Origin of the sequence: Mycobacterium asiaticum, assembly GCF_001673315.1 — a bacterium.
In the GTDB taxonomy this organism is placed as follows: domain Bacteria; phylum Actinomycetota; class Actinomycetes; order Mycobacteriales; family Mycobacteriaceae; genus Mycobacterium; species Mycobacterium asiaticum_B.
In genome coordinates this window covers 207,573-229,038 of sequence record NZ_LZLQ01000124.1, presented here as the reverse complement: position 1 = coordinate 229,038, position 21,466 = coordinate 207,573, and the positions used below count along the sequence as shown (strand labels likewise).

22 protein-coding genes are annotated in these 21,466 nt (G+C 64.1%); 10 read left to right on the top strand and 12 right to left on the bottom strand.

The window, feature by feature from the left end; genetic code table 11:
• Nucleotides 1-4: 4 nt before the first annotated feature.
• From A5636_RS20105 to A5636_RS26275, 6 genes are all read right to left on the bottom strand, one after another.
• Nucleotides 5-1,042: an acyl-CoA dehydrogenase family protein gene (locus A5636_RS20105; protein WP_065160368.1), complete on the bottom strand. Its 1,038-nt coding sequence runs from the start codon at nucleotides 1,040-1,042 to the stop codon at nucleotides 5-7.
• 2 nt (nucleotides 1,043-1,044) lie between these two features.
• Complete coding sequence (locus tag A5636_RS20100) at nucleotides 1,045-1,893, bottom strand: amidohydrolase family protein (protein ID WP_065160367.1); 849 nt, start codon at nucleotides 1,891-1,893, stop codon at nucleotides 1,045-1,047.
• Complete coding sequence (locus tag A5636_RS20095) at nucleotides 1,890-3,521, bottom strand: acyl-CoA synthetase (protein WP_065160366.1); 1,632 nt, start codon at nucleotides 3,519-3,521, stop codon at nucleotides 1,890-1,892. The genes A5636_RS20100 and A5636_RS20095 overlap by 4 nt, the downstream gene beginning before the upstream one ends.
• Nucleotides 3,522-3,529: 8 nt before the next feature.
• Complete coding sequence (locus A5636_RS20090; protein WP_065160365.1) at nucleotides 3,530-4,741, bottom strand: amidohydrolase family protein; 1,212 nt, start codon at nucleotides 4,739-4,741, stop codon at nucleotides 3,530-3,532.
• 33 nt (nucleotides 4,742-4,774) lie between these two features.
• Nucleotides 4,775-5,638 carry an enoyl-CoA hydratase gene (locus A5636_RS20085; RefSeq protein WP_065160364.1) on the bottom strand — a complete coding sequence of 288 codons (864 nt, stop codon included), beginning with the start codon at nucleotides 5,636-5,638 and terminating at the stop codon, nucleotides 4,775-4,777.
• Between the two features lie 180 nt (nucleotides 5,639-5,818).
• Nucleotides 5,819-5,971, bottom strand: a complete 153-nt coding sequence (locus tag A5636_RS26275) for a hypothetical protein (RefSeq protein WP_155763913.1) — start codon at nucleotides 5,969-5,971, stop codon at nucleotides 5,819-5,821.
• Nucleotides 5,972-6,003: 32 nt separating this feature from the next.
• Here A5636_RS26275 and A5636_RS20080 point away from each other — a divergent pair, with 32 nt between their 5' ends.
• Together A5636_RS20080 and A5636_RS20075 are read left to right on the top strand one after the other, a co-directional pair.
• On the top strand, nucleotides 6,004-7,218 hold the full coding sequence (locus tag A5636_RS20080; RefSeq protein WP_065160433.1) for a CaiB/BaiF CoA transferase family protein: 1,215 nt from the start codon (nucleotides 6,004-6,006) through the stop codon (nucleotides 7,216-7,218).
• 116 nt (nucleotides 7,219-7,334) lie between these two features.
• Nucleotides 7,335-8,882 carry an HNH endonuclease signature motif containing protein gene (locus A5636_RS20075; RefSeq protein WP_065160363.1) on the top strand — a complete coding sequence of 516 codons (1,548 nt, stop codon included), beginning with the start codon at nucleotides 7,335-7,337 and terminating at the stop codon, nucleotides 8,880-8,882.
• 11 nt (nucleotides 8,883-8,893) lie between these two features.
• Here the strand turns inward: A5636_RS20075 and A5636_RS20070 are convergent, their stop codons facing one another.
• Together A5636_RS20070 and A5636_RS20065 are read right to left on the bottom strand one after the other, a co-directional pair.
• The gene (locus tag A5636_RS20070) at nucleotides 8,894-9,739 is read right to left on the bottom strand and encodes an enoyl-CoA hydratase (RefSeq protein ID WP_065160362.1); all 846 of its coding nucleotides are present in this window, start codon (nucleotides 9,737-9,739) and stop codon (nucleotides 8,894-8,896) included.
• Nucleotides 9,740-9,774: 35 nt separating this feature from the next.
• Nucleotides 9,775-10,047, bottom strand: coding sequence for a GlsB/YeaQ/YmgE family stress response membrane protein (locus A5636_RS20065; protein ID WP_065160432.1), 273 nt, complete (start codon nucleotides 10,045-10,047; stop codon nucleotides 9,775-9,777).
• A gap of 114 nt (nucleotides 10,048-10,161) precedes the next feature.
• Between A5636_RS20065 and A5636_RS20060 the strand changes: the two genes are divergently transcribed.
• The gene (locus tag A5636_RS20060) at nucleotides 10,162-10,401 is read left to right on the top strand and encodes a hypothetical protein (RefSeq protein WP_155763912.1); all 240 of its coding nucleotides are present in this window, start codon (nucleotides 10,162-10,164) and stop codon (nucleotides 10,399-10,401) included.
• A gap of 74 nt (nucleotides 10,402-10,475) precedes the next feature.
• Here the strand turns inward: A5636_RS20060 and A5636_RS20055 are convergent, their stop codons facing one another.
• Entirely contained in the window at nucleotides 10,476-11,480 is a 1,005-nt protein-coding gene (locus tag A5636_RS20055; protein WP_065160360.1) for a dihydrodipicolinate synthase family protein, read from the bottom strand.
• 115 nt (nucleotides 11,481-11,595) lie between these two features.
• Here A5636_RS20055 and A5636_RS20050 point away from each other — a divergent pair, with 115 nt between their 5' ends.
• Complete coding sequence (locus A5636_RS20050; protein WP_065160359.1) at nucleotides 11,596-12,369, top strand: TetR/AcrR family transcriptional regulator; 774 nt, start codon at nucleotides 11,596-11,598, stop codon at nucleotides 12,367-12,369.
• Between the two features lie 17 nt (nucleotides 12,370-12,386).
• Here A5636_RS20050 and A5636_RS20045 read toward each other — a convergent pair whose 3' ends face one another.
• Nucleotides 12,387-13,283, bottom strand: coding sequence for an enoyl-CoA hydratase/isomerase family protein (locus A5636_RS20045; protein WP_065160358.1), 897 nt, complete (start codon nucleotides 13,281-13,283; stop codon nucleotides 12,387-12,389).
• Nucleotides 13,280-13,954, bottom strand: coding sequence for a hypothetical protein (locus tag A5636_RS20040; protein ID WP_065160357.1), 675 nt, complete (start codon nucleotides 13,952-13,954; stop codon nucleotides 13,280-13,282). The genes A5636_RS20045 and A5636_RS20040 overlap by 4 nt, the downstream gene beginning before the upstream one ends.
• A gap of 127 nt (nucleotides 13,955-14,081) precedes the next feature.
• Here A5636_RS20040 and A5636_RS20035 point away from each other — a divergent pair, with 127 nt between their 5' ends.
• From A5636_RS20035 to A5636_RS20010, 6 genes are read left to right on the top strand one after another with little or no spacing between them, the layout of a single operon-like run.
• Entirely contained in the window at nucleotides 14,082-14,903 is an 822-nt protein-coding gene (locus A5636_RS20035) for an enoyl-CoA hydratase-related protein (protein WP_065160431.1), read from the top strand.
• A gap of 21 nt (nucleotides 14,904-14,924) precedes the next feature.
• Nucleotides 14,925-15,731 (top strand): enoyl-CoA hydratase/isomerase family protein, encoded by an 807-nt coding sequence (locus tag A5636_RS20030; RefSeq protein ID WP_065160430.1) that lies wholly within the window; start codon nucleotides 14,925-14,927, stop codon nucleotides 15,729-15,731.
• Nucleotides 15,731-16,516: an enoyl-CoA hydratase/isomerase family protein gene (locus A5636_RS20025; protein WP_065160356.1), complete on the top strand. Its 786-nt coding sequence runs from the start codon at nucleotides 15,731-15,733 to the stop codon at nucleotides 16,514-16,516. The genes A5636_RS20030 and A5636_RS20025 overlap by 1 nt, the downstream gene beginning before the upstream one ends.
• Nucleotides 16,516-17,964 (top strand): class I adenylate-forming enzyme family protein, encoded by a 1,449-nt coding sequence (locus A5636_RS20020; RefSeq protein WP_065160355.1) that lies wholly within the window; start codon nucleotides 16,516-16,518, stop codon nucleotides 17,962-17,964. The genes A5636_RS20025 and A5636_RS20020 overlap by 1 nt, the downstream gene beginning before the upstream one ends.
• Complete coding sequence (locus A5636_RS20015) at nucleotides 17,954-19,501, top strand: class I adenylate-forming enzyme family protein (RefSeq protein ID WP_065160354.1); 1,548 nt, start codon at nucleotides 17,954-17,956, stop codon at nucleotides 19,499-19,501. The genes A5636_RS20020 and A5636_RS20015 overlap by 11 nt, the downstream gene beginning before the upstream one ends.
• Complete coding sequence (locus A5636_RS20010) at nucleotides 19,494-21,020, top strand: class I adenylate-forming enzyme family protein (protein ID WP_065160353.1); 1,527 nt, start codon at nucleotides 19,494-19,496, stop codon at nucleotides 21,018-21,020. Before A5636_RS20015 ends, A5636_RS20010 begins: the two co-directional genes overlap by 8 nt.
• Here the strand turns inward: A5636_RS20010 and A5636_RS20005 are convergent.
• Entirely contained in the window at nucleotides 21,017-21,379 is a 363-nt protein-coding gene (locus A5636_RS20005; RefSeq protein WP_065160352.1) for a hypothetical protein, read from the bottom strand. The two genes, A5636_RS20010 and A5636_RS20005, sit on opposite strands and share 4 nt — an antisense overlap.
• Nucleotides 21,380-21,466 lie beyond the last annotated feature (87 nt).

The following is a 21,466-nucleotide window of genomic DNA, read 5'->3' as shown; positions in this document are numbered from 1 at the left end:
TGTGTTATGCGCTTTCCCGCTCGGCGACCAGTCGACCTACCTGCTTGGCCGTGAGTCCCGGATCACCGCCGGCCAAGCCCCAACCTCGGGCCCGGACCAGATACGCGGTCGCCGCGGCTTCCACGGAGACACCGAGACCGCCCTGAATATGAACCGCCATCGTTGCCGCCTTAGGTGCCTCTTCGGCCATGAACACAAACGCGCAACCCGGTAATTCCGGTCGCTCGTCGGGTTCGTTGTCCAGGAACCACGCGGCGCGCCGGGTGAGATTACGGCCGCCCTGGACGGCAATTGCCATGTTGGCCAATGGATGTGAGATCGCCTGCAACGTCGAGATGGGAACACCGAGGGTGTAGCGCATCTTGGCGAATTCGGCGGCGATGGTCATGGTCTGCTCGACCAGACCGGTCAGCGCCGCGGCGGTGAGCACCCGCCACTCGTCGACGGCACGACCGTAGGCGGCCATCGCCTCCGGACCCGCGCCCAGGACCGTGCGGGAATCCGCCGCAGCAGGGTCTACCCAGGCCATCGGCAACTGACCGAGATTGGGCACCCGCGTCGGGTTGGTCGCAAACGTCAGTAACACCACCTCGTCCCCGTCCCGGACAATGAGGCTGTCTGCGATCGCTGCGGACGGGATAAGCCGCTGTCCTGTCACGGGTTCCGGCGTGATCTCGAGACCGACGATCCGATTGCCCTCGACCATCTCCGGTGTGACCGCTCCAAGTCGCTCGGCCAACCGCACGGCACAGACATGATCGATCCACGGCACCGGGGCCAACACCCGGCCGACTTCCTCGGCGACCAACGAGAGATCCACCAGGGTCGCGCCGTCCCCGCCGGCGTGCTCCCCGACTGCCATCGAGGTGGCGCCGGTGGCGCACAGTCGCTCCCACAGGCTCTTGTCGAATCCCGTCTCCTGCGCAGCCCATACCGTCTCGATGGGGCAGTGGGTCTCCAGCAGTTGCCGGTAGGCGGCCTGCAGGGCCTTGTGATCCTCCGTCAGGCTGTAGTCCATGCGGCGCAACTCGTAGCGATCCACTGTTACTGCTCCTGTTCCAAGCCGAAAAAGAACTCTTTGGCGTTGTTGTAGAGGTAGTTGTCCAGGACGTCGGTCGGCAGATCGAGGGCCCTGGCCTCGGGTACCACGCGGTGCTGGCGCAGTACCGGCCAGTCGGAGGCAAAGATCACCTTGCCGGTGCCACGGGTGCGCATGTAGTGAATGAGGCTTTCCGGCAGCCGCTTTGGCGACCAGGCGGATGTCATCAGCCGTAGGTTCCGGTACTTGATCAGCATCCGGATCGCGATGTCCCACCAGGGATCCGCGCCGTGGATCATGCACAGCTTCAGCTCCGGGAACCGCACGCACACCCGGTCCAGGTGGATCGGGTTCTGCACCTCACCGGGGATCGGCGGCCCAGGCAGGCCGGTGTTGACGCACAACGGTAGATCGATCTCGGCGCACTTGGCGTACAGCGGGTAATACACGGCGTCGCTGGGCGGGTACATGCCGTCGGCCCAGAAGCTGGGGCCCACGACGGTGTAGGCCACCGGCAGGTCTGCAACCGTCGCACTCAACTCGCGCAATGCTGCTACCGGGCGCAGCAGGTTAACGCCGCCGATGGCCAGGGCGAACCGGTCCGGGCGCGCGTCGACGAACTTGCGGGCCGTGACCGAGGGCTTGACCAGATTGTCCATCAAGATGGCTTTCTCGACGCCGTGTTCGTCCATCTCGTCGAGCAGTTCCGCGAGATCCACCGGGTCGAACATTGATGTGGGTCCTTTGAAGTAGTCGTCTCGGACTCGCTTCATGAACTCCGGTTGCGCTTCGGTCTCGCCGAAGTGCACGTTGACCAGGCAGTCGATCACCGGCCGGTGGCTCCGTCCGCTCATTCTCCGGATACCTTTGCCATGCTTACCGTTTCAGCTCGCTGTTTGGCCCATCGATAGTCGGCCTTGCCGTTGCCCAGCCGGCGCACCCGATCTACCACGATAATCGCTTTGGGCACCTTGAACCCCGCCAGATCGGCGGCACAATGTGTGCGTAACGCGTCAGTGTCGGGCTCGGCACCCGCGCGCAGTTCGACCAGCGCCACCACTTCCTGTCCCCACCGCTCGCTGTCACGACCCACCACGAGAGCGTCCGCGATGGCCGGGTGCGCGCGCAATACCTCCTCGACCTCCTCCACGAACACCTTCTCACCACCGGTGTTGACCACCAACGAGTCGCGCCCGAAGAGCCGAAGCGTGCCGTCGGCGTCCACCTGGGCTCGGTCACCCGATATCACTACCCGCAACCCGTCCACCACCGGAAACGTTTTGACGGTCGCCGCCTCGTCTTCGAAGTAGCCCAGCGGAATCCGTCCGGTACGGGCCACCCAACCGATCTGCGGTTCGCCCGGATCGAGGAACCTGCGGTAATTTTCCGACAACACCAGGCCGCCGGCGCGGATGGTGAAGGTGTCGGCCTGGGTGCCCTGCCGGCTGTGCCCGAACCCCATGTTGCCCGTCTCCGAGGAGCCGTAGCCGTTGATGACGGTGATGTGCGGCAGATATTTCAACAGCGCCCGTTGATATTTGACGTTGGTGGCCGCTCCACCGGTACCGATCGCGAACAACGCGGACAGGTCGTAGGTGCGCCGGCCGAGTTCGTCGACGAGCGGCGCGGCATAGGCATCGCCCACCATGGTCATCAGACCGACCTTCTCGCGCTCGGCGATCGCCAGCACTGCTGCGGGATCGAACTTCTGCCGGGTGTCGTAGAGGACCGCCGTCTGCCCGGACAAAATGGCGGAGAACGCGGTCCACATCCCGGCGGCGTGCATCAACGGGGACACCGCGAACCACGGTGCTCCCGCGTTCTGGACCCGCTGCTGGATCTCTCCGGCGTCGGCGTGGTCGTCGCCGTTCATCGACGCGACGTACATGTCGGCCTGTCGCCACAGCACGCCTTTGGGCCGCCCCGTCGTTCCGCCCGTGCAGATCATCATCAGGTCATCGGGTGAGGGTGTGCTGTCGTGGTCGGAATCACCCTGTGCCAGAGCGTCTTCAAGATCAACGGAACCCCCGAGCTGAGCAGCTGCGCTGCCGTCGTCAATCGAGATCAGCAGGTCGGCACCCAAAGTGGTCAGGACGTCGGCGAACTTGGCACCCAGCGAGCGGTGGTAGACGACACCCCGAGGTTTGACGTAGGCCAGCAACTCGGCCACTTCCCGCGGTGTGTAGTAATGGTTTACGTTGACCGGCACCACTCGCGCTTTCAGACAAGCGATCACAAGGTCGGAATAGAGATCGTTGTACATGATGAGCGCCACCCGGTCCTGGCCGCATTCCCAGTTTCGCAGTGAGTCACGCTCGCTATATGCCCCGAACCGCCTGTCCGCCAAAAAATTTGCCAGTCGGCGGGTCCGGTCGGCGGATTCGGCGAACGTACTGGTGCGGTCCCCGCAGATCGTCATCACCCGGTCCGGCACGGCGTCGGCCATAGCGTCCAGAACGTCTCCGATCGTCCATTCGCTCATCGCTGGTGTTATACCGACGCGGTAACGTTCGCACCCAGCAGGTCAAGCGCGTTGTCGCGCATGACCTTCCGAGTGTCTTGGGGGCTGAACTCGGGGAATTGCGGAATGTCGGCGGTGAAAGACATTGGATCTGCCAGCCCCTCGCCGTGCGGCCAATCCGAGCCGAACAGGATCTTCTCCACGCCGATCGTCTCGGCGAGCAGCTTGACGTCATCCTCGTAGTAGGGCGCGATCCAGACGTTGTTCCTCAACTGCGCCACCGGATCTTCCTTGAAGTGGTAGGGCGCAGTGTTGGCAGCCTTCTTGAGCCGCTTGATCAACCGGTAGACGAAGTACGAACCGTTCTCGATGCTGGCGACCTTCAATTTCGGATGCCGGGTGAAGACCTGATGCACGATCATCGAGGCCATCGAGTCGTGAATGGCCCGGTCATCGAGGAGCACCTGGTCGAGGGGATCCTTCTTGCCGAATCCCTCGAAGGTGGCCTTGCCGCCCCACAAGGCATTGATCGCCAGATAGCCGCTGTCACTGAGGTGAAACCCAACGGGGACACCGGCTTCGGCGAGTCTGGCCCAGACCGGATCGTGCACCGGGTCACCCAGCGAGCGCGGCTTGACCGCGCCGGGTACCGGGGCTGGACGGACCAGCACCATCTTGGCGCCCCGACCTAGTACGAACTCGACTTCCTCCACCGCTTTGGCTGGATCGGCCAGCGAAATGATCGGCGCCGAGATGATCCGGTGATCGGGACGGTCGAAACCCCAGTCTTCGTCGAGCCACAGATTGAACGCGTGCACCGACGCCATGGTGGCGTCGATGTCGGTTTTAAGTGCCTCCTCCACGCCGCAGGCGAAGGTCGGCAACATGAACACAGTCTCCAGATTCTGGGTGTCCATGACCTTCACCCGGGCGTCCCGGTTCTGGTATTCGGGATGGTTCGCCATTCGGTCCACCTTCATCAGTGAGGCGGGATCGACGCCGTCCGGGATCTCGCCGCGGAACAACAGATCCAGACACCCCGGTTCGATGATCGGGTCGAACGTCGGGTTCGGGATGAACTGGTTGATCCGCTGGCCGATCACCGCCCAGGTGCGTTTGCCGTCGTGCAGCATCTGCACACCACGGCGCTTGAACTCCTTCGGCAGATGCCGAGTGAATGAGTCGGTCGGTTCGTAGTAGTGGTTGTCGACGTCAATCGCTCGATAGTCCAACGTCGTCATCGTGGACGTCCTCTCAAATCAATTCCGGTGCCTCTAAGTGTCGTCGCTATGCGCGGCGAGCGGTGGAAATCGTGGTGCGCGCTTTTCGAAGAACGCCGTGATGCCTTCGATGAAGTCGGAACGCTGCATGGATTCGTGCATCAATTGTTCGGCGGAGTGGCTTGTTTGGACGATGCCCAGACCAGCGTCGGCGTAGAGCTGGCGCTTCATGACCGCCAGTGAGCTGGGCGCACAATTCACCGCGATGTCCTCGGCATAGGTCAATGTGACGTCCAGCAGCTGGTCGCCCGGTACCACCCTGTTGACCAGACCCAACTCGGCGGCTTCCTCGGCCGGGAAGGTACGACCGGACATCAGCAGGTCGGCGGCCGCACCCCAGCCGACCAGCCGCGGCAGGATCCAGGAGATGCCGTATTCGGCCACCAGTCCTCGACGCGCGAACGAGGTGGTGAACTTTGCGCCGGCAGCGGCGAAACGCATATCGGCCATCAACGCCAGGGACAGCCCGATGCCGGCGATCGATCCGTTGATCGCAGCGATCACCGGTTTGCGCAATTGGGTCAGGTAATACGGATGCTTCTCTGCCACCAGCGAAGTGACGTCGGTTTGACCGGCCGCCTCGACCGTCGTCGACGAGATGGAATCCAGATCACCCATGTCCGCCCCGACGCAGAATGCGCGGCCGCGGCCGGTGATCACGATGACCCGGACCCGGCCATCAGCCTCCGCGGCTTCCAGGTACCGGAAGAACGTCGATGTAAGCGCCCCGCCCCAGGCGTTTCTGCGCTCGGGCCGGTTCAGGGTGATCAGCGCGACGCCGGCCGGCGAGACCTCGTAGAGCACCGGGTCGCTCGACGTGGTCGGCCGCTCGGCAACCGCGCTGCCGTCGGTGCTCATCGAACCTGTCCCCTCGTCGTGCGACGCGTGCGCGACGCCTCCGTAAGGGTGGTCGCGTAGTAGATACTGTATACCTATCGGTACTCCTTTCTGCAATGCTGGCAGGACCTGCGTCGCGCGAGAGATTGCCTGATCACACCGGTTGTCGGCGGACTCGACTCTTGGCCTACTGTGGTGATTTCAGTAGGCTCCCACGAATAGATCTTTGGAGGGAGCCTGCCGATCCGGGCCGAACGGTTGTGCAATACCGAACTGGTCGTCGATCGCGATCCGCACTTCCCGGCCGACCATCCGTTCACCGTCGGGGCTGCCGGTAACCTTCGAACCGACCACGTGACGGGAGGCCACTCTTGACGATCAAGGTGATGGAAGGCATCAGGGTGCTAGAGGTTGCGCAGTTCACCTTCGTCCCGGCCGCCGGAGCGATCCTCGCCGACTGGGGAGCCGACGTCATCAAGGTCGAGCACCCACTGCGCGGGGACACCCAACGGGGGTTCCTCAACATGGGCGGCATCCAGGTCGACCCGGACCGCCACCCCCTCATGGAGCATCCCAATCGCGGTAAACGCAGTGTGGGAATTGACATCTCGACACCCGGCGGCCAGGAGGTGATCTACGAATTGGCCAGGAGTTCCGATGTATTCCTGACCAATTACATGCCCGCACAGCGACAGAAAAACAAGTTCGACGTCGAGCACATCCGCGCGGCGAATCCCAACATCATCTATGCCCGTGGTTCGGCTTACGGTGACAAGGGCCCCGAACGAGACGTGGGCGGGTACGACGGGACGGCGTTCTGGACTCGCAGCGGCGTCGGGCACTCGCTGACTCCGGCAGAGCTGGGTGGGGCTCTGGGACAAGGCATTCCGGCGTTCGGGGATTCAATCGGCGGCATGTTCATTGCCGGTGGGATCTCGGCGGCACTCCTGCACCGGGAACGCACGGGTGAAGCCGTCGAGTTGGACGTGTCGTTGTTGAGCACTGCCTGGTGGGCGGCCGGCGCGAGTGTGACGCAGGGTATGGAGACCGGCGAAGTGATGCGCTCCCATATGCCCGGATCCCTTGCCCCGTCGGTGAACCCGTTCATGGGCAACTACCAGACCTCCGACGGCGGCACCATCAATCTGTGCATCATCAGTCCGACGGGCCTGATTCGGGATACGTTCGAACACCTCGGTATTCCGGAGGCGGCCGACGATCCGCGCTTCGCGGATGTGTTGCCACTGATCCAGAACGCCGATGCGGCCGGCGAGCTGATCGCAAACGCTTTCGCCGCCAAGCCATTCGAATACTGGCGCCAACACCTGAAGACGATGCGAGGGCAGTGGGCCCCGTTCCAGAGCCTCATCGACTTGACCACTGACGAGCAGGCCATAGCCAACGACATGATCGCTGAGGTCGAGGTGGCCAGCGGCGGGGCACCGTTCCGCGTGGTCCGTGGACCCGTCCAGTTCAACCACGAGCCGTTGGAGACGACAAGGGCGCCGCAGGCATCCGAGCACACCGAGATCGTTCTGATGGAACTCGGTATGGACTGGGACCGGATAGCCGAACTCAAAGAGTCCGGCGCCATCGCCTGACGGGCCTGCTATCCACAGTTGGCCGTTCATCGGCTTGCTATCCACAGTTGAGCGCTCATACCCAGGTGCGTTTGCGGCCGGTAAGTTTGTCACCCCTCCGACCTAGTATCGAACATATGTTTGATCGTGTTGCGGATGCCGCCCTCGTGGACGCCATGGTTGCTGGCGCCCGCGCGGAGGCCACCGCAGCCGCCCAGCGTTTGGCCGCCATCGCCGAATTGGTCGCCCGACACGGCGAAGGCCCCGCCGATAGCCCCCGGTGGTCGTGTGACAACTGGGACTTCATGGCAGCCCAGGTCGCCGCCGCGCAGAACATCAGCCACGGCATGGCTTCCGGACAGATGTACCTGGCGTGCGCGCTACGCAATCGGCTCCCCAAGGTCAATGCTCTGCTGGCGGCCGGCATCATCAGCCTGCGCCTGGCCAGCACCATCGTCTGGCACACCGGACTGATCAAAGACCCTTGGGTGATGTCCCTCGTCGATGCCGCGCTGGCTGCCGACGCCGAGCGCTATGGGCCGTTATCGTCCGCCAAGACAGCGACCGCCATCGACGCACTCATCTCGCGCCATGATCCCGCGGCAGTGCGCCGCACCCGCAGTGGCGCACGCGGCCGCGACGTGACGATCACCCCCGCCGACGACCAATCCGGTATGGCCTCCATCTGGGGCAGTTTGCTGGCAATCGACGCGGCAGTCCTGGACCGTCGTCTGGACACGATGGCGCGTGATGTCTGTCCCGGCGATCCCCGCACCTTGGGTCAGCGCCGCGCCGACGCGCTGGGCACGCTGGCCGCCGACGGCAAACACCTGACCTGTGAGTGCCAGTCCCCGGACTGTCCGTACCGCGACCGGGTCGATGCCCGGGCCACCGCCGTGGTGATCCATGTCGTTGCCGACGCCGCTAGCGTCACCGCCGAGCCCGACCCGCTGATCAACGGCGAGCTGCCCGCGGTCACACTCGGTGCCGACTCCGACTCCGACCCAGAGTCCGCGTCGGCGACCGGATTGACTCCCGCCCAGATTCCCGGTGGATTCAGCCTTCCGGCAACGCTTTTGGCCCGATTGATAGCAGCCGGCGCCAAGGTTGCGCCCCTCGGGACATTCTTCGACACCCGGCCCGAAACCCGTTACCGCCCCTCTACCGCGCTGGACCGCTTCATCCGGTCGCGCGACATGACCTGCCGCTTCCCCGGCTGCGATGCAGTCGCCTGGACCGGCGACATCGACCACACCATCGCCTACCCCTGGGGACCTACCCACCCGTCCAACCTCAATTGCCTATGTCGAAAACACCACTTGCTCAAGACCTTTTGGACGGGTCTCGCTGGGTGGCGCGACCGCCAGCACCCCGACGGCACGATCGTCTGGACAGCGCCGACCGGCCACACCTATACCACCCGACCCGGCAGTCGGCTGCTCTTCCCCAACTTGTGCCTGCCCACCGGGAGCCTGCCGACCGGGAGCCTGCCGACCGGGACAGCGCAACCACTTTCGCCGGGACGCGGCATCATGATGCCGACCCGCCGCCGCACCCGCGCGCAAGATCGCGCCCAGCGCATCGACGCCGAACGCCGCCAGAACCTTTCTGTCCCAACGACCGCGCCCGTCGCTCCACCCCGCGAAGTACGCCCACCACGGGACGACGATCCGCCGCCGTTCTAGGCGGAACCTCGTTACGCCTGACTGAGCGACGGGAACTGCGGAGGCCGCTTCTGTAAAAAGCTCACGATGCCCTCGATCACGTCGGGCCGCGGCAATGCTTCCCACATCAACGACTCGGCATCGGCGGTGGCTGCTACCACGTCGCGCGTGGCATCGCCGTAGGCCTGCCTCTTGATCACCGCCATCGCCGTGGGCGAGCAGTATTTAGCGATGTCCTCGGCATATTCGAGGACGCGCGGCATAAGCTCGTCCGGCGCCACCACTTCCTTGACCAGACCAAGCTCGGCCGCCTCGTCGGCGAGAAAAGTCCGCCCGCTCAACAACAGGTCGAGGGCGACGCCCCAACCCACCAACCGGGGCAGGATCCAGGAGATGCCGAATTCGGCGATCAGCCCCCGGCGCGCGAATACCGCGCCGAACTTGGCACCCGCCGCGGCGAACCGGACATCGCACATCAGCGTCTGGGTCAATCCGATACCGACGCACGGCCCGTTGATCGCCGCGATAACCGGCTTACGCAGCTCGGTCACGAAGTGCGGGGGGCGCTCACCGACGAGGTCCGCGACACTCTTGCCGCCCGCGCTTTCCAGTGATTCACCCACTCCGCCTACCGAATTCGAAGAACCAAGATGCGCTCCCGCGCAAAAGGCGCGGCCGCGGCCGGTCACCACGATCACTTTGATCGCCGAATCCTGTTCGGCGCGATCGACCGCGGCATAGAAAGGGACCGCCATGTCGGGGCCCCACGCGTTCAGGCGATCAGGCCGGTTGAGCGTCACGATGGCGACGCCACCGGGAGTGGCCTCGTAAAGCACGGCGGGTTCGTCGTCACCGGCAACCGGTTGCGGGTTAGGCACCCATACTGTCTACCTATCGGTAGCGCTTTCCACAACTAACGGGAGGCCCGGCGCCCGCTGACCAATTTGACGATTCCCAGCAGGATTACCGCACCCAGCAGACACGTCAGGAACGAGAACAACAGTCCGCCGCCGGCCACATCGACACCGAACCCGCGCAGCAGGAAACCGCCGATAAGGCCCCCGACGATGCCGACCACAATATTGAGCACCACACCCATCTGTGCATCGGTCTTCATGATCTTGCTGCCAATCCAGCCGGCCAGACCGCCGATGATGATCCATCCGATGACACCCAGCGTGAGCATTTCCATTTCCTTTCGACGACTTTCGATGACGAGGGCCCCTGCCGCGCATGAAGCCGCATTGTCACGGGTATGCCCAGCTATCCGCCCCGATAATCGAACTGTTGAGAGGACTCCATGGATAGGACGAAGGCAGTTGCTCACCGCGCAGGTCAAGCGCGCTCATTGCTGCTGCGCGCCCAGCTGGCTCTCACACTCACTCAGGCGCTGTTCTGGCTATCGCTGATCGGCGGCGCTGTTGGTGTGGCGCTGCTGTGGGTGCGGCGGCGTGCCGCCGCTGCGGAGCAGACAGCGGCCGCTTCGGCAGCACCGGCCGCCGACGGGGCGAGCGACACTTCACCGGCGAGTTCGCCGTGACTCTTCGCCCGGGAATGAGCGATTCGCCCGGGAATGAATGATTCGCCCGGGAATGAGCGATCGATCCCCGGGGATCAGTCCACGAGTCCGAGCCGGCGATACGCACCTTCGATCTGCGTCTTGGCCTCCGGCGGCAACATGGCCTGGGGCGGGCGTGAATGCGGATAATCCCCTATCGGCAGACCCAGTACTGAGGCTGCGTATTTGAACGCACCGCCCCAGTGAGTGAAATAGTCGGACCTCCCCGGGTAGCAGGTGAACCACCCGCCGAGGTCGAGATCGAACTGGTCCAGTCCGGACTCGCGCCCGTAATCCATTGCCTCGAGCAACTTGTCGGCCCACACCAGGTCCCAGTATTCGGAGAACAATCGACGCTCGGGCGTCTCGAACAGGTAGCCGGTGGTGCCCAACTGCGCCGGGCAGACGATTCCCGCCCGCAGCCACCCCGCGCGGTAAACCGTGCGGTCGCATTCCCACAGCACCAGTCCGGGTGCGAGTTCGTGCAGCCGTCGGCTGCTCTCCGGCCGGAAGGCGCCCTCCTTGGTCGCGCACACCGCGGGCACCTCGTCATAGATTCGCGCCGCTTCGGCCGCGGTCAAGACGTAGCCCGAGGAAGGCGAATTGAACATGCCCAGCGCGATATCGGTGCGCGCCGCAATGTAGCAGAAAAACCTCAGAACACCCTCGCCCCCATGGGCTTCCATCATCGGCGTCTGGATGTAGGCGATGTCAGCGCCTGCCTGCTGTGCGTGCAATGTCAGCTCCAGACAGTCCTTCGCGGTCATGGCCGCGGTACAGGCCTGCACAACAACATCAGGATTGACACGCCGTCCCTCTTCAATGGCGATCTCCAGCAACCGCTTTCGCTCGTCTAGGGTCAGCGCCCAGAATTCCGCGAGGCCACTGGTGCACCACAACATCGGGTGCCCAAGATCACCGACGCAGTACCGCACCAGTGTGCGGTAAGCATCCCAATCGATATCGTCTCCGTCGGCACCGCAAAACGGGGTGTAAAGAGAGTCGCCAATGCCGCGTAGCGCACCCGGGGCCCAGCGGCGCGCATCACTGGCGGTCGCCACTACGACCTCGCTCTGCGCTGTATACAAAAAAGCCTACGATAGGTATTACAGTAACAGAGGAAGACGGGTTCGAGACCCGCGCGCGCAGGTCAGATCTTGATGGAGGTGCCCGGGAGTGGCAAAGCAGGCAACTGCGGAGAAGCGTCAACGCCGCGAGCGCGGGTCCATCAATCCTGACGACATCATCAGTGGCGCATTCGAACTCGCAGAACAGGTTTCGATCGACAATCTGAGCATGCCGCTGCTCGGCAAACACCTCGGCGTCGGTGTCACCAGCATCTACTGGTACTTCCGCAAGAAGGACGATCTGCTCAACGCGATGACCGACCGTGCGTTGAGCAAGTACGTCTTCGCCACTCCCTACGTCGAAGCCAACGACTGGCGGGAGACGCTGCGCAATCACGCGCGGTTGATGCGCAAGACGTTCATGGGCAATCCCATCTTGTGCGACCTCATTCTCATTCGGGCCGCGCTGAGCCCGAAGGCCGCTCGGGTCGGTGCCCAGGAGATGGAGAAGGCGATCAGCAACCTCGTCGAGGCGGGGTTGTCGCCCGAGGACGCATTCGACACCTACTCGGCGATGTCACTGCATGTTCGCGGGTCGGTGGTACTGCACCGACTGCACGAGAAGAACGAATTGTCCGACGCCGGAAGCCGCACCATCGAGGATGCGGTCGCCATCGACCCAGGGACAACGCCGTTGATCGCCCAAGTCACCGGCAAAGGGCATCGCATCGGCGCTCCCGACGAGAAGAATTTCGAATACGGCCTCGAGTGCATCCTCGAACACGCCAGTCAGCTGATCGAGAAGACCGCCAAATCCGGGGCGAAAGCCAAGAAAGCGGGCGCACGCAAGTCGGCCCCTCGCGCCCGGGCGGCGTCTCGCTGAGGTAGCGAATCTTGCAGTCAGGCTTCAGGTTCGGGCACGTGAAAGTGTTCATCTCGTAGCCTGAACGCTTCCTTGGTGCCAAGCTGTGCGCGGGTTTTCACGAAATTGAACTCCCCCGGTGCAAATTGCAGGTTGGTGCCGAAGGCGTGGAAGAGATAGCTGGCAACTTCCTCGCCCTGGTACACCTGACTCTGTTCGACCAGCCGGAAGGCCTCCTTGGCGATGACGACGCCGTCGGCCGGCATCTTCGCTGCCTTCTGCGCCCAATACCGGGCGCGGGCCGGCACGGCTTCGGGATCGCATGTCTCAGTGAAGATTCCGAGATGGGCGAGCTCGCCGGCTTCGATGATGTCGCCGGTCAGCAACAGCCGCCGTGCCATCACCGGGCCCAGACGATGGAAAAACATGTGCAGGCTACCCAGGGCGGGCCCCAGGAAACGCGTGGCCGGCATCCCGATTCTGGCATCCCGGGCGATCACCGAGATATCAGTCATCAAGGCGATCTCGAACCCGCCGCCGAGCGCGTAGCCGGAGATCTCGCCCACCGTGACCTTCGGAAAACCCAGCAGGTTGTGGTAGAAGCCAAATGACTTGCGGTCCACGGTGAGTCGCCGCCGCTGGCTGGGTCGGCTTGGCCTGGCCGGTTCGTCGTCGCCGCTCTTCGCGCCATACCAGCCATAGGCGTTGTTCATGTCCGCGCCGGTGCTGAACGTGCCGCCCGCACCGCGCAGTAGCACCACAGTGAGATCGTCATCCTCGGCGGCATGGTCCAAACATCTGGCGATGGCGTCGCGCATCGCGGGGTCATAGGTGTTGCGGTGCGCGGGATTGTTCAGCGTGATGGTGGCGATGCGCCCGTCGGGATCCACATCGAACAACACCCGGTCATCGGCGGTGTCGAAGGAGGTGCTCATTTGTCTAACTCCTCTCGGCGCCTGCCGAATTGGGTGGTGGCGAGCTGTTCTGGGCGGGACGCCAGTGCGTTGACCTCGCCGGTGCAAAGTACCTCGGCGTCGAGCAGCAGCCGGGCCGTCGATGTGATCCCCCGCTCAGCCCGCGAGCGGGTGATGTCAAACCGCAGTTCGGTCAGTATCGGAGTCGGTCGGCGGAAGGTGATCGTCAGTGAGCGCGTCTTCCCGGACAAACCGACCACACAATTCTGGTGCTGCATGATGCAGTCGAAGAAGACGCCCAGAAAGCCACCATGCACCAGGCCCGGAGGCCCTTCGTAGACCAGCGGGAAGGTCACCGAACCGACGGCGGTTTCGGCGTCGAGTTGATCGAATCGGTATTCGGGGAAGCATGGATTGAACGCCCCGATGTCCGTCGCGTGGTCGAGGTAGATCCGCCGGACATCATCTGGCTGGTGCCCGATTCGCGGGCTCGGATCGGGTGCCGCAGCCGCGGTCAGTTCGCGCTCCCACGCAGCGAACTGGCCCAGCATCTCGTCCACAGTTGGGTGCGGATGTTCCAGGGACAGCAACAGTGCGCTGAGCCGCCGGATCGCCCCGGCAGCCGCGACCGTCTGGGCAAGAGGCGCTTCACCGAACCGGGCCCTTTCGGGATTCACCTGTCCTTCGGGCATGCGTCCTCTTTCACCCTGCTGTTCCGTCGGCAGCGTTTCCTTGCTAACTTATACAGCGTAGCAATCGTATTGTTTACTGTATGGGTAACCGTATAGTTGGAGATCAGTGGAAGAGCCGGATCCGAAAGTGAGTCACCAGGCCGATTCGGCCGAGGTCCCGGGTTCGGTGACAGCCCGCCGGGACGGCGGGGTTCTGCGGATCGTCCTCGACCGGCCATCTCGCCGGAACTCACTGACACACATGATGATTCAGACTCTGGTTGATGTGCTGACCGATGCGGCCACGGACTACTCGTTGCGCGCCATCCACATCACCGGGGCCGGGGACGACTTCTGTGCGGGTGCGGACTGGGTGGCCACCAACTCCGCGGGCGGCGAACGCCCGCGCACGGGCGATCTGGTGCGCCGGGTTCCACACGCCGCCCACCGCGTGATCGAACTGGTGCACACGATCCAATTGCCGGTGCTTTGCAGCGTGCGGGGCTGGGCAGCCGGCATGGGCTGCAATCTCGCGCTGGCCGCGGACTTCACCCTCGCCACGACCGATGCGGTGTTCTGGGAACCCTTCATGGACCGCGGATTCAGTCCGGACTCCGGTTCGACCTGGCTGCTCCCCCGACTGATCGGTGTGGCGCGAGCCAGGCGGATGTTGTTGCTCGGGGAGAAAGTCGGTGCGACTGATGCCGCCGACTGGGGCATGATCCATCAGACCGTCGCCGCCGCCGAATTCGAGAGCACCGTCGAGGAGTTGTTGGGCCGGTTGGCGGGCGGACCGACCGTGGCGATCGGACTGACCAAGCAAGCTCTGGGCTTCGGCCAGCGGGCCACGTTGGGCGAGTCCTTGAGCCAGGAGTTGTTCAACCTGGAATTATCATGTCGGACAAGTGATTTCAAGGAAGGCCTGGAAGCGTTCAGGCAACGGCGCGCACCAGAGTTCCGGGGTCGGTGAAATGTCAGAAGGAACACGATGATGCCTACGTTTGACGCCATCGGCTACGACGTCGACGGGCACACCGCCACCATCACCCTCAACCGGCCCGAGGCGCTGAATGCGTTGAGTCCGCACATGATCACCGAACTCCGCGCGGCCTATGACGAAGCCGAGAACGACGATAACGTGTGGCTGACCATCGTGACGGGTACCGGTCGCGCGTTCTGCACAGGCGCCGATGTCAAGGAGATTCCCGAAGACGGGAAGGTGATCTACGAACGGCCCTACCTGTCCACGTATGACCAGTGGGAGGCTCCGCAGGAAGGCACACCGCCGTTTCGCACCATGGCCAAGCCCGTCTTGACCGCCGTCAACGGATTGTGTTGCGGCGCGGGCATGGACTGGGTCACCACGTCAGACATCGTCATCGCCTCCGAACAAGCCACGTTCTTCGATCCGCACGTCAGCATCGGGCTGGTGGCCGGCCGGGAATTGGTGCGAGTGGCGCGGGTGCTGCCACGATCGATTGCGTTGCGGATGGCGCTGATGGGTAAGCACGAGCGGATGAGCGCCCAGCGGGCCTACGAGCTCGGGCTGATCAGCGAAATCGTCGAGCATGACAACCTACTGGATCGCGCCCGTGAGATCGCCGACATCGTCAATTCCAATGCGCCGCTGGCAGTTCGGGGAACCCGGCTGGCGATACTCAAAGGCTTCAATATCCCGCTGCACGAGGCTGAAATCCTCGCCGAAACATTCCGTGAGCGGGTGCTGCGCACCGAGGATGCGCAAGAAGGCCCACGCGCATTCGTAGAGAAGCGGAAACCGAACTGGCAGTGCAAGTGATGAGTGCCGACTTCGAAACCATCCTGCTCGCTGTCGATGCCGCCAGTCACGTCGCAACCATCACATTGAATCGGCCCGAGCAACTCAACGCGTTCAACCGCACCATGTGCCGGGAGATGGCCGAAGCATGGCGACTGGTCAAGTTCGACGATTCGGTTCACGCGGTCGTACTGCGGGCGGCCGGCGACCGCGCGTTCAGTGCCGGTCTGGACGTCAAGCAGGCTTACGGCCAACCCGAAAACGTCTGGAACCACGAAGATCCTGGCGAGTACCTCAGCCCGAAGTGGCAGAAGATGTGGAAGCCGGTGGTGTGCGCCGTCCAAGGCATGTGCACGGCGGGCGCCTTCTATTTCGTCAACGAATCCGACGTAGTCATCTGCTCAGCCGACGCCACGTTCTTCGACTCCCATGTGTCGGCGGGTCTAGTCTGTGCGTTGGAGCCGATCGGGTTGATGCGTCGGATCGGATTGGGCGAGACGCTGCGAATGGCGTTGACGGGCAATGACGAGCGGGTCAGCGCCGACACGGCGCTGCGTATCGGGCTGGTGTCTGAAGTCGTGGAAACCAGCCAACTCTGGGCACGCGCGGATGAGATCGCGACGACGATTGCCGCCAACCCGCCCACGGCGACACAGGGCACCGTAAAGGCGATCTGGGAGTCCTTGGACAAGCCCTACCGGGCCGCCCTGGAGCAGGGACTCATCTACACGAGGTTGGGCAACCCACTGGGGCAGGCGGAGTTGGCCGCCCGGAACTCCGGCAAGCGAAAGCCGCAGATTCGCTAGTGGCCGTCCATCCACTCAGCCGGCGCATCGCCGATGTGCTGGATCTGCAACCGGATTCATCCGCCGTCGAGTACGACGGCGAGTGGTTGTCCTGGGGGCAGATCGGCGCGGCGGCGCGCCACATTGCGTCGTTGTCGCAAGGCCCCGACGCAGGTGTGCTGCTGCGCAACCGGCCCGCGCAGATGTCGGCTTTCCTGGGAGTGCTGCTCGGCGGTGGCACGGTCGTCACCCTCAACCCGTCCCGCGGTGACGACCGCACCCGCGCCGACATCCAAGCGCTGCGACTGCCGTTGGTCATCGGGGAACCCCAGGACCTGGCGGCGTTGGTCATCGACGCGCCCGATACCGTGACGGTTTCGACTGCGGGAATCTTCGATGGCCCCGCCGCGTCGCCGACGTCCGCCGGTGCCTGTTCCGGCGTCGCCGTACGCATGCTGACCAGCGGAACTACCGGTCCCCCCAAGCGAATCGATCTCAGCTACGACATGCTCGCACACAGCACGATGGGTCGCGACTACCGTGACGCGCCAACTCCCACCGGCCTGCGGCGTGGGGTCGCGATCGTGAACTCGCCGCTGGTGCATATCGGCGGCGTGTTCCGGGTGCTGCAGTGCGTCGCGCAAGCGAGACCCTTTGTGCTGTTGGACCGATTCGACCTGACCCAGTGGGTGGCAGCGGTGCGCAAGCACCGGCCCCGGACGGTGTCGCTGGTTCCCGCCGCGTTGCGGACTGTGTTGCATTCCGACCTGACCCGAGAAGACCTGTCCAGTATCCGCGCGGTCACCTGTGGCACGGCACCATTGTCGGCCGACGACGCCGATGCGTTCACCGACAAATACGGCATCCCGGTCCTCACCTCCTATGCGGCAACCGAATTCGGCGGCGGGGTGGCCGGCTGGACCCTTGCCGATCACGAGCAGTATTGGAAGGACAAGCGGGGCAGCGTGGGTCGTGCCAATCCCGGTACGCAACTGCGTGTCGTGGATGACGACGGCGCTCAGTTGGCGGCGGAACAGGTCGGCCGGCTGGAGGTCAAACCCGCACAGCTAGGTTCGTCGACACCCTGGATGCGCACCACTGACCTGGCGCGAATCGATACGGAGGGGTTCGTCTGGATCGTCGGGCGGGCCGACCAGGCGATCATCCGGGGTGGCTTCAAGGTGATGCCCGACGACGTGCGCAACGCGCTGGAGAATCACCCCGCGGTTTCCGGTGCGGCCGTGATCGGCCGTCATGACGACCGGCTCGGTGAAATCCCGGTGGCGATGGTGGAGCTTCGCGGATCCGCATCAACTCAGGAACTGGTCGAGTACCTGCGGACCCGCCTGGCCCGCTACGAAATTCCCGCCGATATCGCTGTTGTCGAAGCGCTCCCCCGCACTCCGTCCGGCAAAGCCGATCTCGGTGCCATCCGAGACTACTTCGACACCGCCGACCATGCCCGGTGAGCCCGACACGATCGCCGGGGTCCTTCGGCAGCAGGCTAAGTCGCGGGTCGATCACCCCCTGCTGGTGTGTGACGGTCAGCGGATCAGCTACGCCGAAGCGGAACGGCGCTCAGCCGAACTCGCCCGCCGGCTGATCGCGCTGCGGTCCGGCAAGGGCACCCACGTGGGCCTGCTGTATCCAAATGGCCCTGAATTCGTCGTCGGCATGCTGGCGGCCGCGCGCATCGGCGCGGTGGTGGTGCCGTTCTCCACCTTCGCCACCACCGGCGAGCTGGGGCGGCAACTGGTACACAGCGATACGGCCGTATTGTTGAGCGCCGGTACCTTTCGATCGCACAACTATGTGCAGAAGTTGACCGAACTACTCGGCGAGATCGACGGCGCCGATGAGCTGTTCTGTCCCACCGCACCGCAATTGCGTCGCGTCATCATCGGGTCACGGCCCGGACCCAGCGCTTCACCCGAGTTGTTGCGCGCGATGGAAGATGACGTCGATGGGTCTGACGTGTTGGCCATCGTGTACACTTCGGGCTCGACCAGCGCCCCTAAGGGTGTGGTGCACACCCAGGCAGCACTGCTTGCACACCAGCGCAACCTCAACGTGATTCGCGGTCTGAACGCCCAGGACAGACTGTTCTGCAACTCGCCTTTCTTCTGGATCGGCGGATTAGCGTTCGCGCTGCTGGCAACGTTGGTCTCCGGGGCGACCCTGGTGTGCTCCAACGCCACCGACGCCGGTGCGGTGTTAGATCTGATCGAGGCCGAAAAGCCCACGGTCACCAATGGATTCACAGCCGGTGTGACACACTTGGCCGAGCATCCGAGCTATCCTCGGCGGGACCTGTCGTCACTACGACGTGGCAACCTGTACCCGATCATGGCACCCGAAACCCGACCAGCCGACCCGGAACTGCGGCACAACATGCTGGGGATGACCGAGGCCGGCGGCGTACTGCTGATCAGTGCGGACGAATCAGACCAACCCGAACACCGGCGCGGCTCATACGGTAAGCCGGCACCCGGATTTCAAACATTGATCGTCGACGCGGAGACCGGAACACCGGTTGACCCCGGCTTCGTGGGTGAACTGTGTATCCGCGGGCCGTATGTCATGCAGGGGTATCACAAGCGCAGCCGGGAGCAATGTTTCGATCCCGACGGCTGGTTCCACACCGGCGACCTGGTACGTGCCGACGCAGACGGTTTCATGTATTTCATGGGCCGGTTGTCCGGGATGATCAAAACCGGTGGAGCCAATGTTTCTGCCGCCGAGGTAGAGCAAGCCATGGCCACACTAGGTGTCACGGCGCACGTCTTCGGGCTACCGGACGCCCGGCGTGGGCAAGTGGTGGCCGCGGTAATCGTCGCGCCAGACGGTGCTGACTTCGACGAGTCGGCCCTGCGCGACCGCCTGAAAACCACGTTGTCGGCTTACAAAATCCCGCGACGCTTCGCCGTCCTCCCCCGCGCCGGTGTGCCATTGCTTGCCAGCGGCAAGGTTGACACCGAACAATTGAAAAAGCTGTTCCGTGACTGACATTCACACCATTGATGATCTGCTGCGTTCGCACGCCGTTCGGCATGGCGCCAAACCCATGGCCGTCGACCCCTCATCGAGCGTCAGCTATACCGAACTCGACACATCCACAACGGCGTTGGCCGCGGTGCTGATCGAAGCCGGGGTACGCAAGGGCACCCGGGTGGGATTGATCATGCCCAACGGCACCCGCTGGGTGCAGATTGCCATGGCGGTGACCCGCATCGGCGCCGTGCTTGTTCCATTGAGCACCCTGTTGCAGCCCGCCGAACTGGTCGCGCAACTGCGCATGGCCTCGGTGCAGTTCCTGGTGAGTGTCGAGGAGTTCCGGGGTCATCGGTACCTCGATGCCGTCCGGTCTCTGCAGCGAACCGACCTTCCTGCACTGCAACAGTTTTGGCCAGATAGTGGACTCGCACAGGCCGCCGGCGGCCGCGCTCGCGGAGTCGTCGACGCGCTGGCCGGGACAGTCACGGCCGCGGACCCGTTCGTCATCATGTTCACCTCCGGCAGCAGCGGCCCACCCAAGGGCGTCGTGCACTCGCACGGCAGCGCCTTGGGAGCGGTGCGATCGGGCTTGCCGGCGCGCTGCATCACATCCGACACCCGGCTGTATCTACCGATGCCGTTCTTCTGGGTGGGCGGATTCGGCAGCGGCATTCTCTCGGCATTGATAGCCGGCGCCACGTTGGTGACCGAGGAACGACCGCAGCCCGACACCACGCTGCGACTGTTGCAACACGCGCGGGTCACTTTGTTCCGCGGCTGGCCAGAGCAAGCCGAAGCGCTGGCCCGGCATCCGGACCGAGCGCGAACCGACCTGTCCGCGCTGCGTCCCGGCAGTCTGGAGGCGCTGCTGCCCGCCCACCGGCGTGCCCAGCCGGGGGCGCGGGCGACGTTGTTCGGCATGACGGAAGCTTTCGGACCCTACAGCGGCTATGCAGCCGACACCGACCTGCCGGCGTCGGCGTGGGGCAGTTGCGGAAAGCCGTTCCCCGGCATGGAGGTTCGCATCACCGATCCGGATACCGGTGAGCCGCTCGCGCCGGATACCGTCGGTATGGTCCAACTCCGGGGGCCGCACATGCTGCGCGGGATCTGCCGCCGCAGCCGGGACGAATTGTTCACCGTCGACGGGTACTACCCCACCGGCGACCTCGGCCGGCTCACCAGCGAAGGATTCCTGTTCTATCACGGACGCGCCGACGACATGTTCAAAGTCAGCGGCGCCACGGTTTACCCGAGCGAGGTGGCGAGCGCGCTACGCAGCATCGACGGTGTCGCCAGCGCTTTCGTCACGAACGTGATGGGCAGCGCGGGTCAGCGGGTGGGTGCGGCGGTGGTGGGCCGCGGGCTGTCAGTCAACCAGTTATTAGATGCGGCAAGGCAATTGCTGAGCGCATTCAAGGTGCCGACGATGTGGCTGTTGTTCGAATCCGACGACGACGTTCCGCGCGGCGCTACCGGCAAGGTGGACATCCGGCGACTGCGGGAGATGCTGATCGATGCGGACCCCTAGGGGACGCGCGTCCAGGGCTGGCAGTTCTGCGACTCGAAGGCTTTAACCGTCGTGTTGATATTGGCGAACATCGGGCCGACGGAGATATTCGTCTGCAGCACATGCTCTTTGTTCGCATCGGGCGTGCTGTAGGTGAACCATGCGCACATCGAGTCCTGGGTCGGCACGTTGTTGATCCAGACCCCGAAGGTCGAGGCGGACCCGGCCGTGCGGTAGAGACCGGGCGCGATGTCGGGCCCCACGACGAAGACACCGTTGCCGGGAATGGGGTCCAACGGTTCGGCGGTGGCCGGCGGGGCGATAGCGACCACCACAACGCAGGCCAGGAATCCGGCGACGACGCGAATCGTTGGGGGCATCTGTTCTCTTCCTGACATGTTTGCCGGCGGTTACAGGCAGCGTAAGCCGCGACCAGCCGGGGCAACAGTCCCGAGTTCAACGTTTCA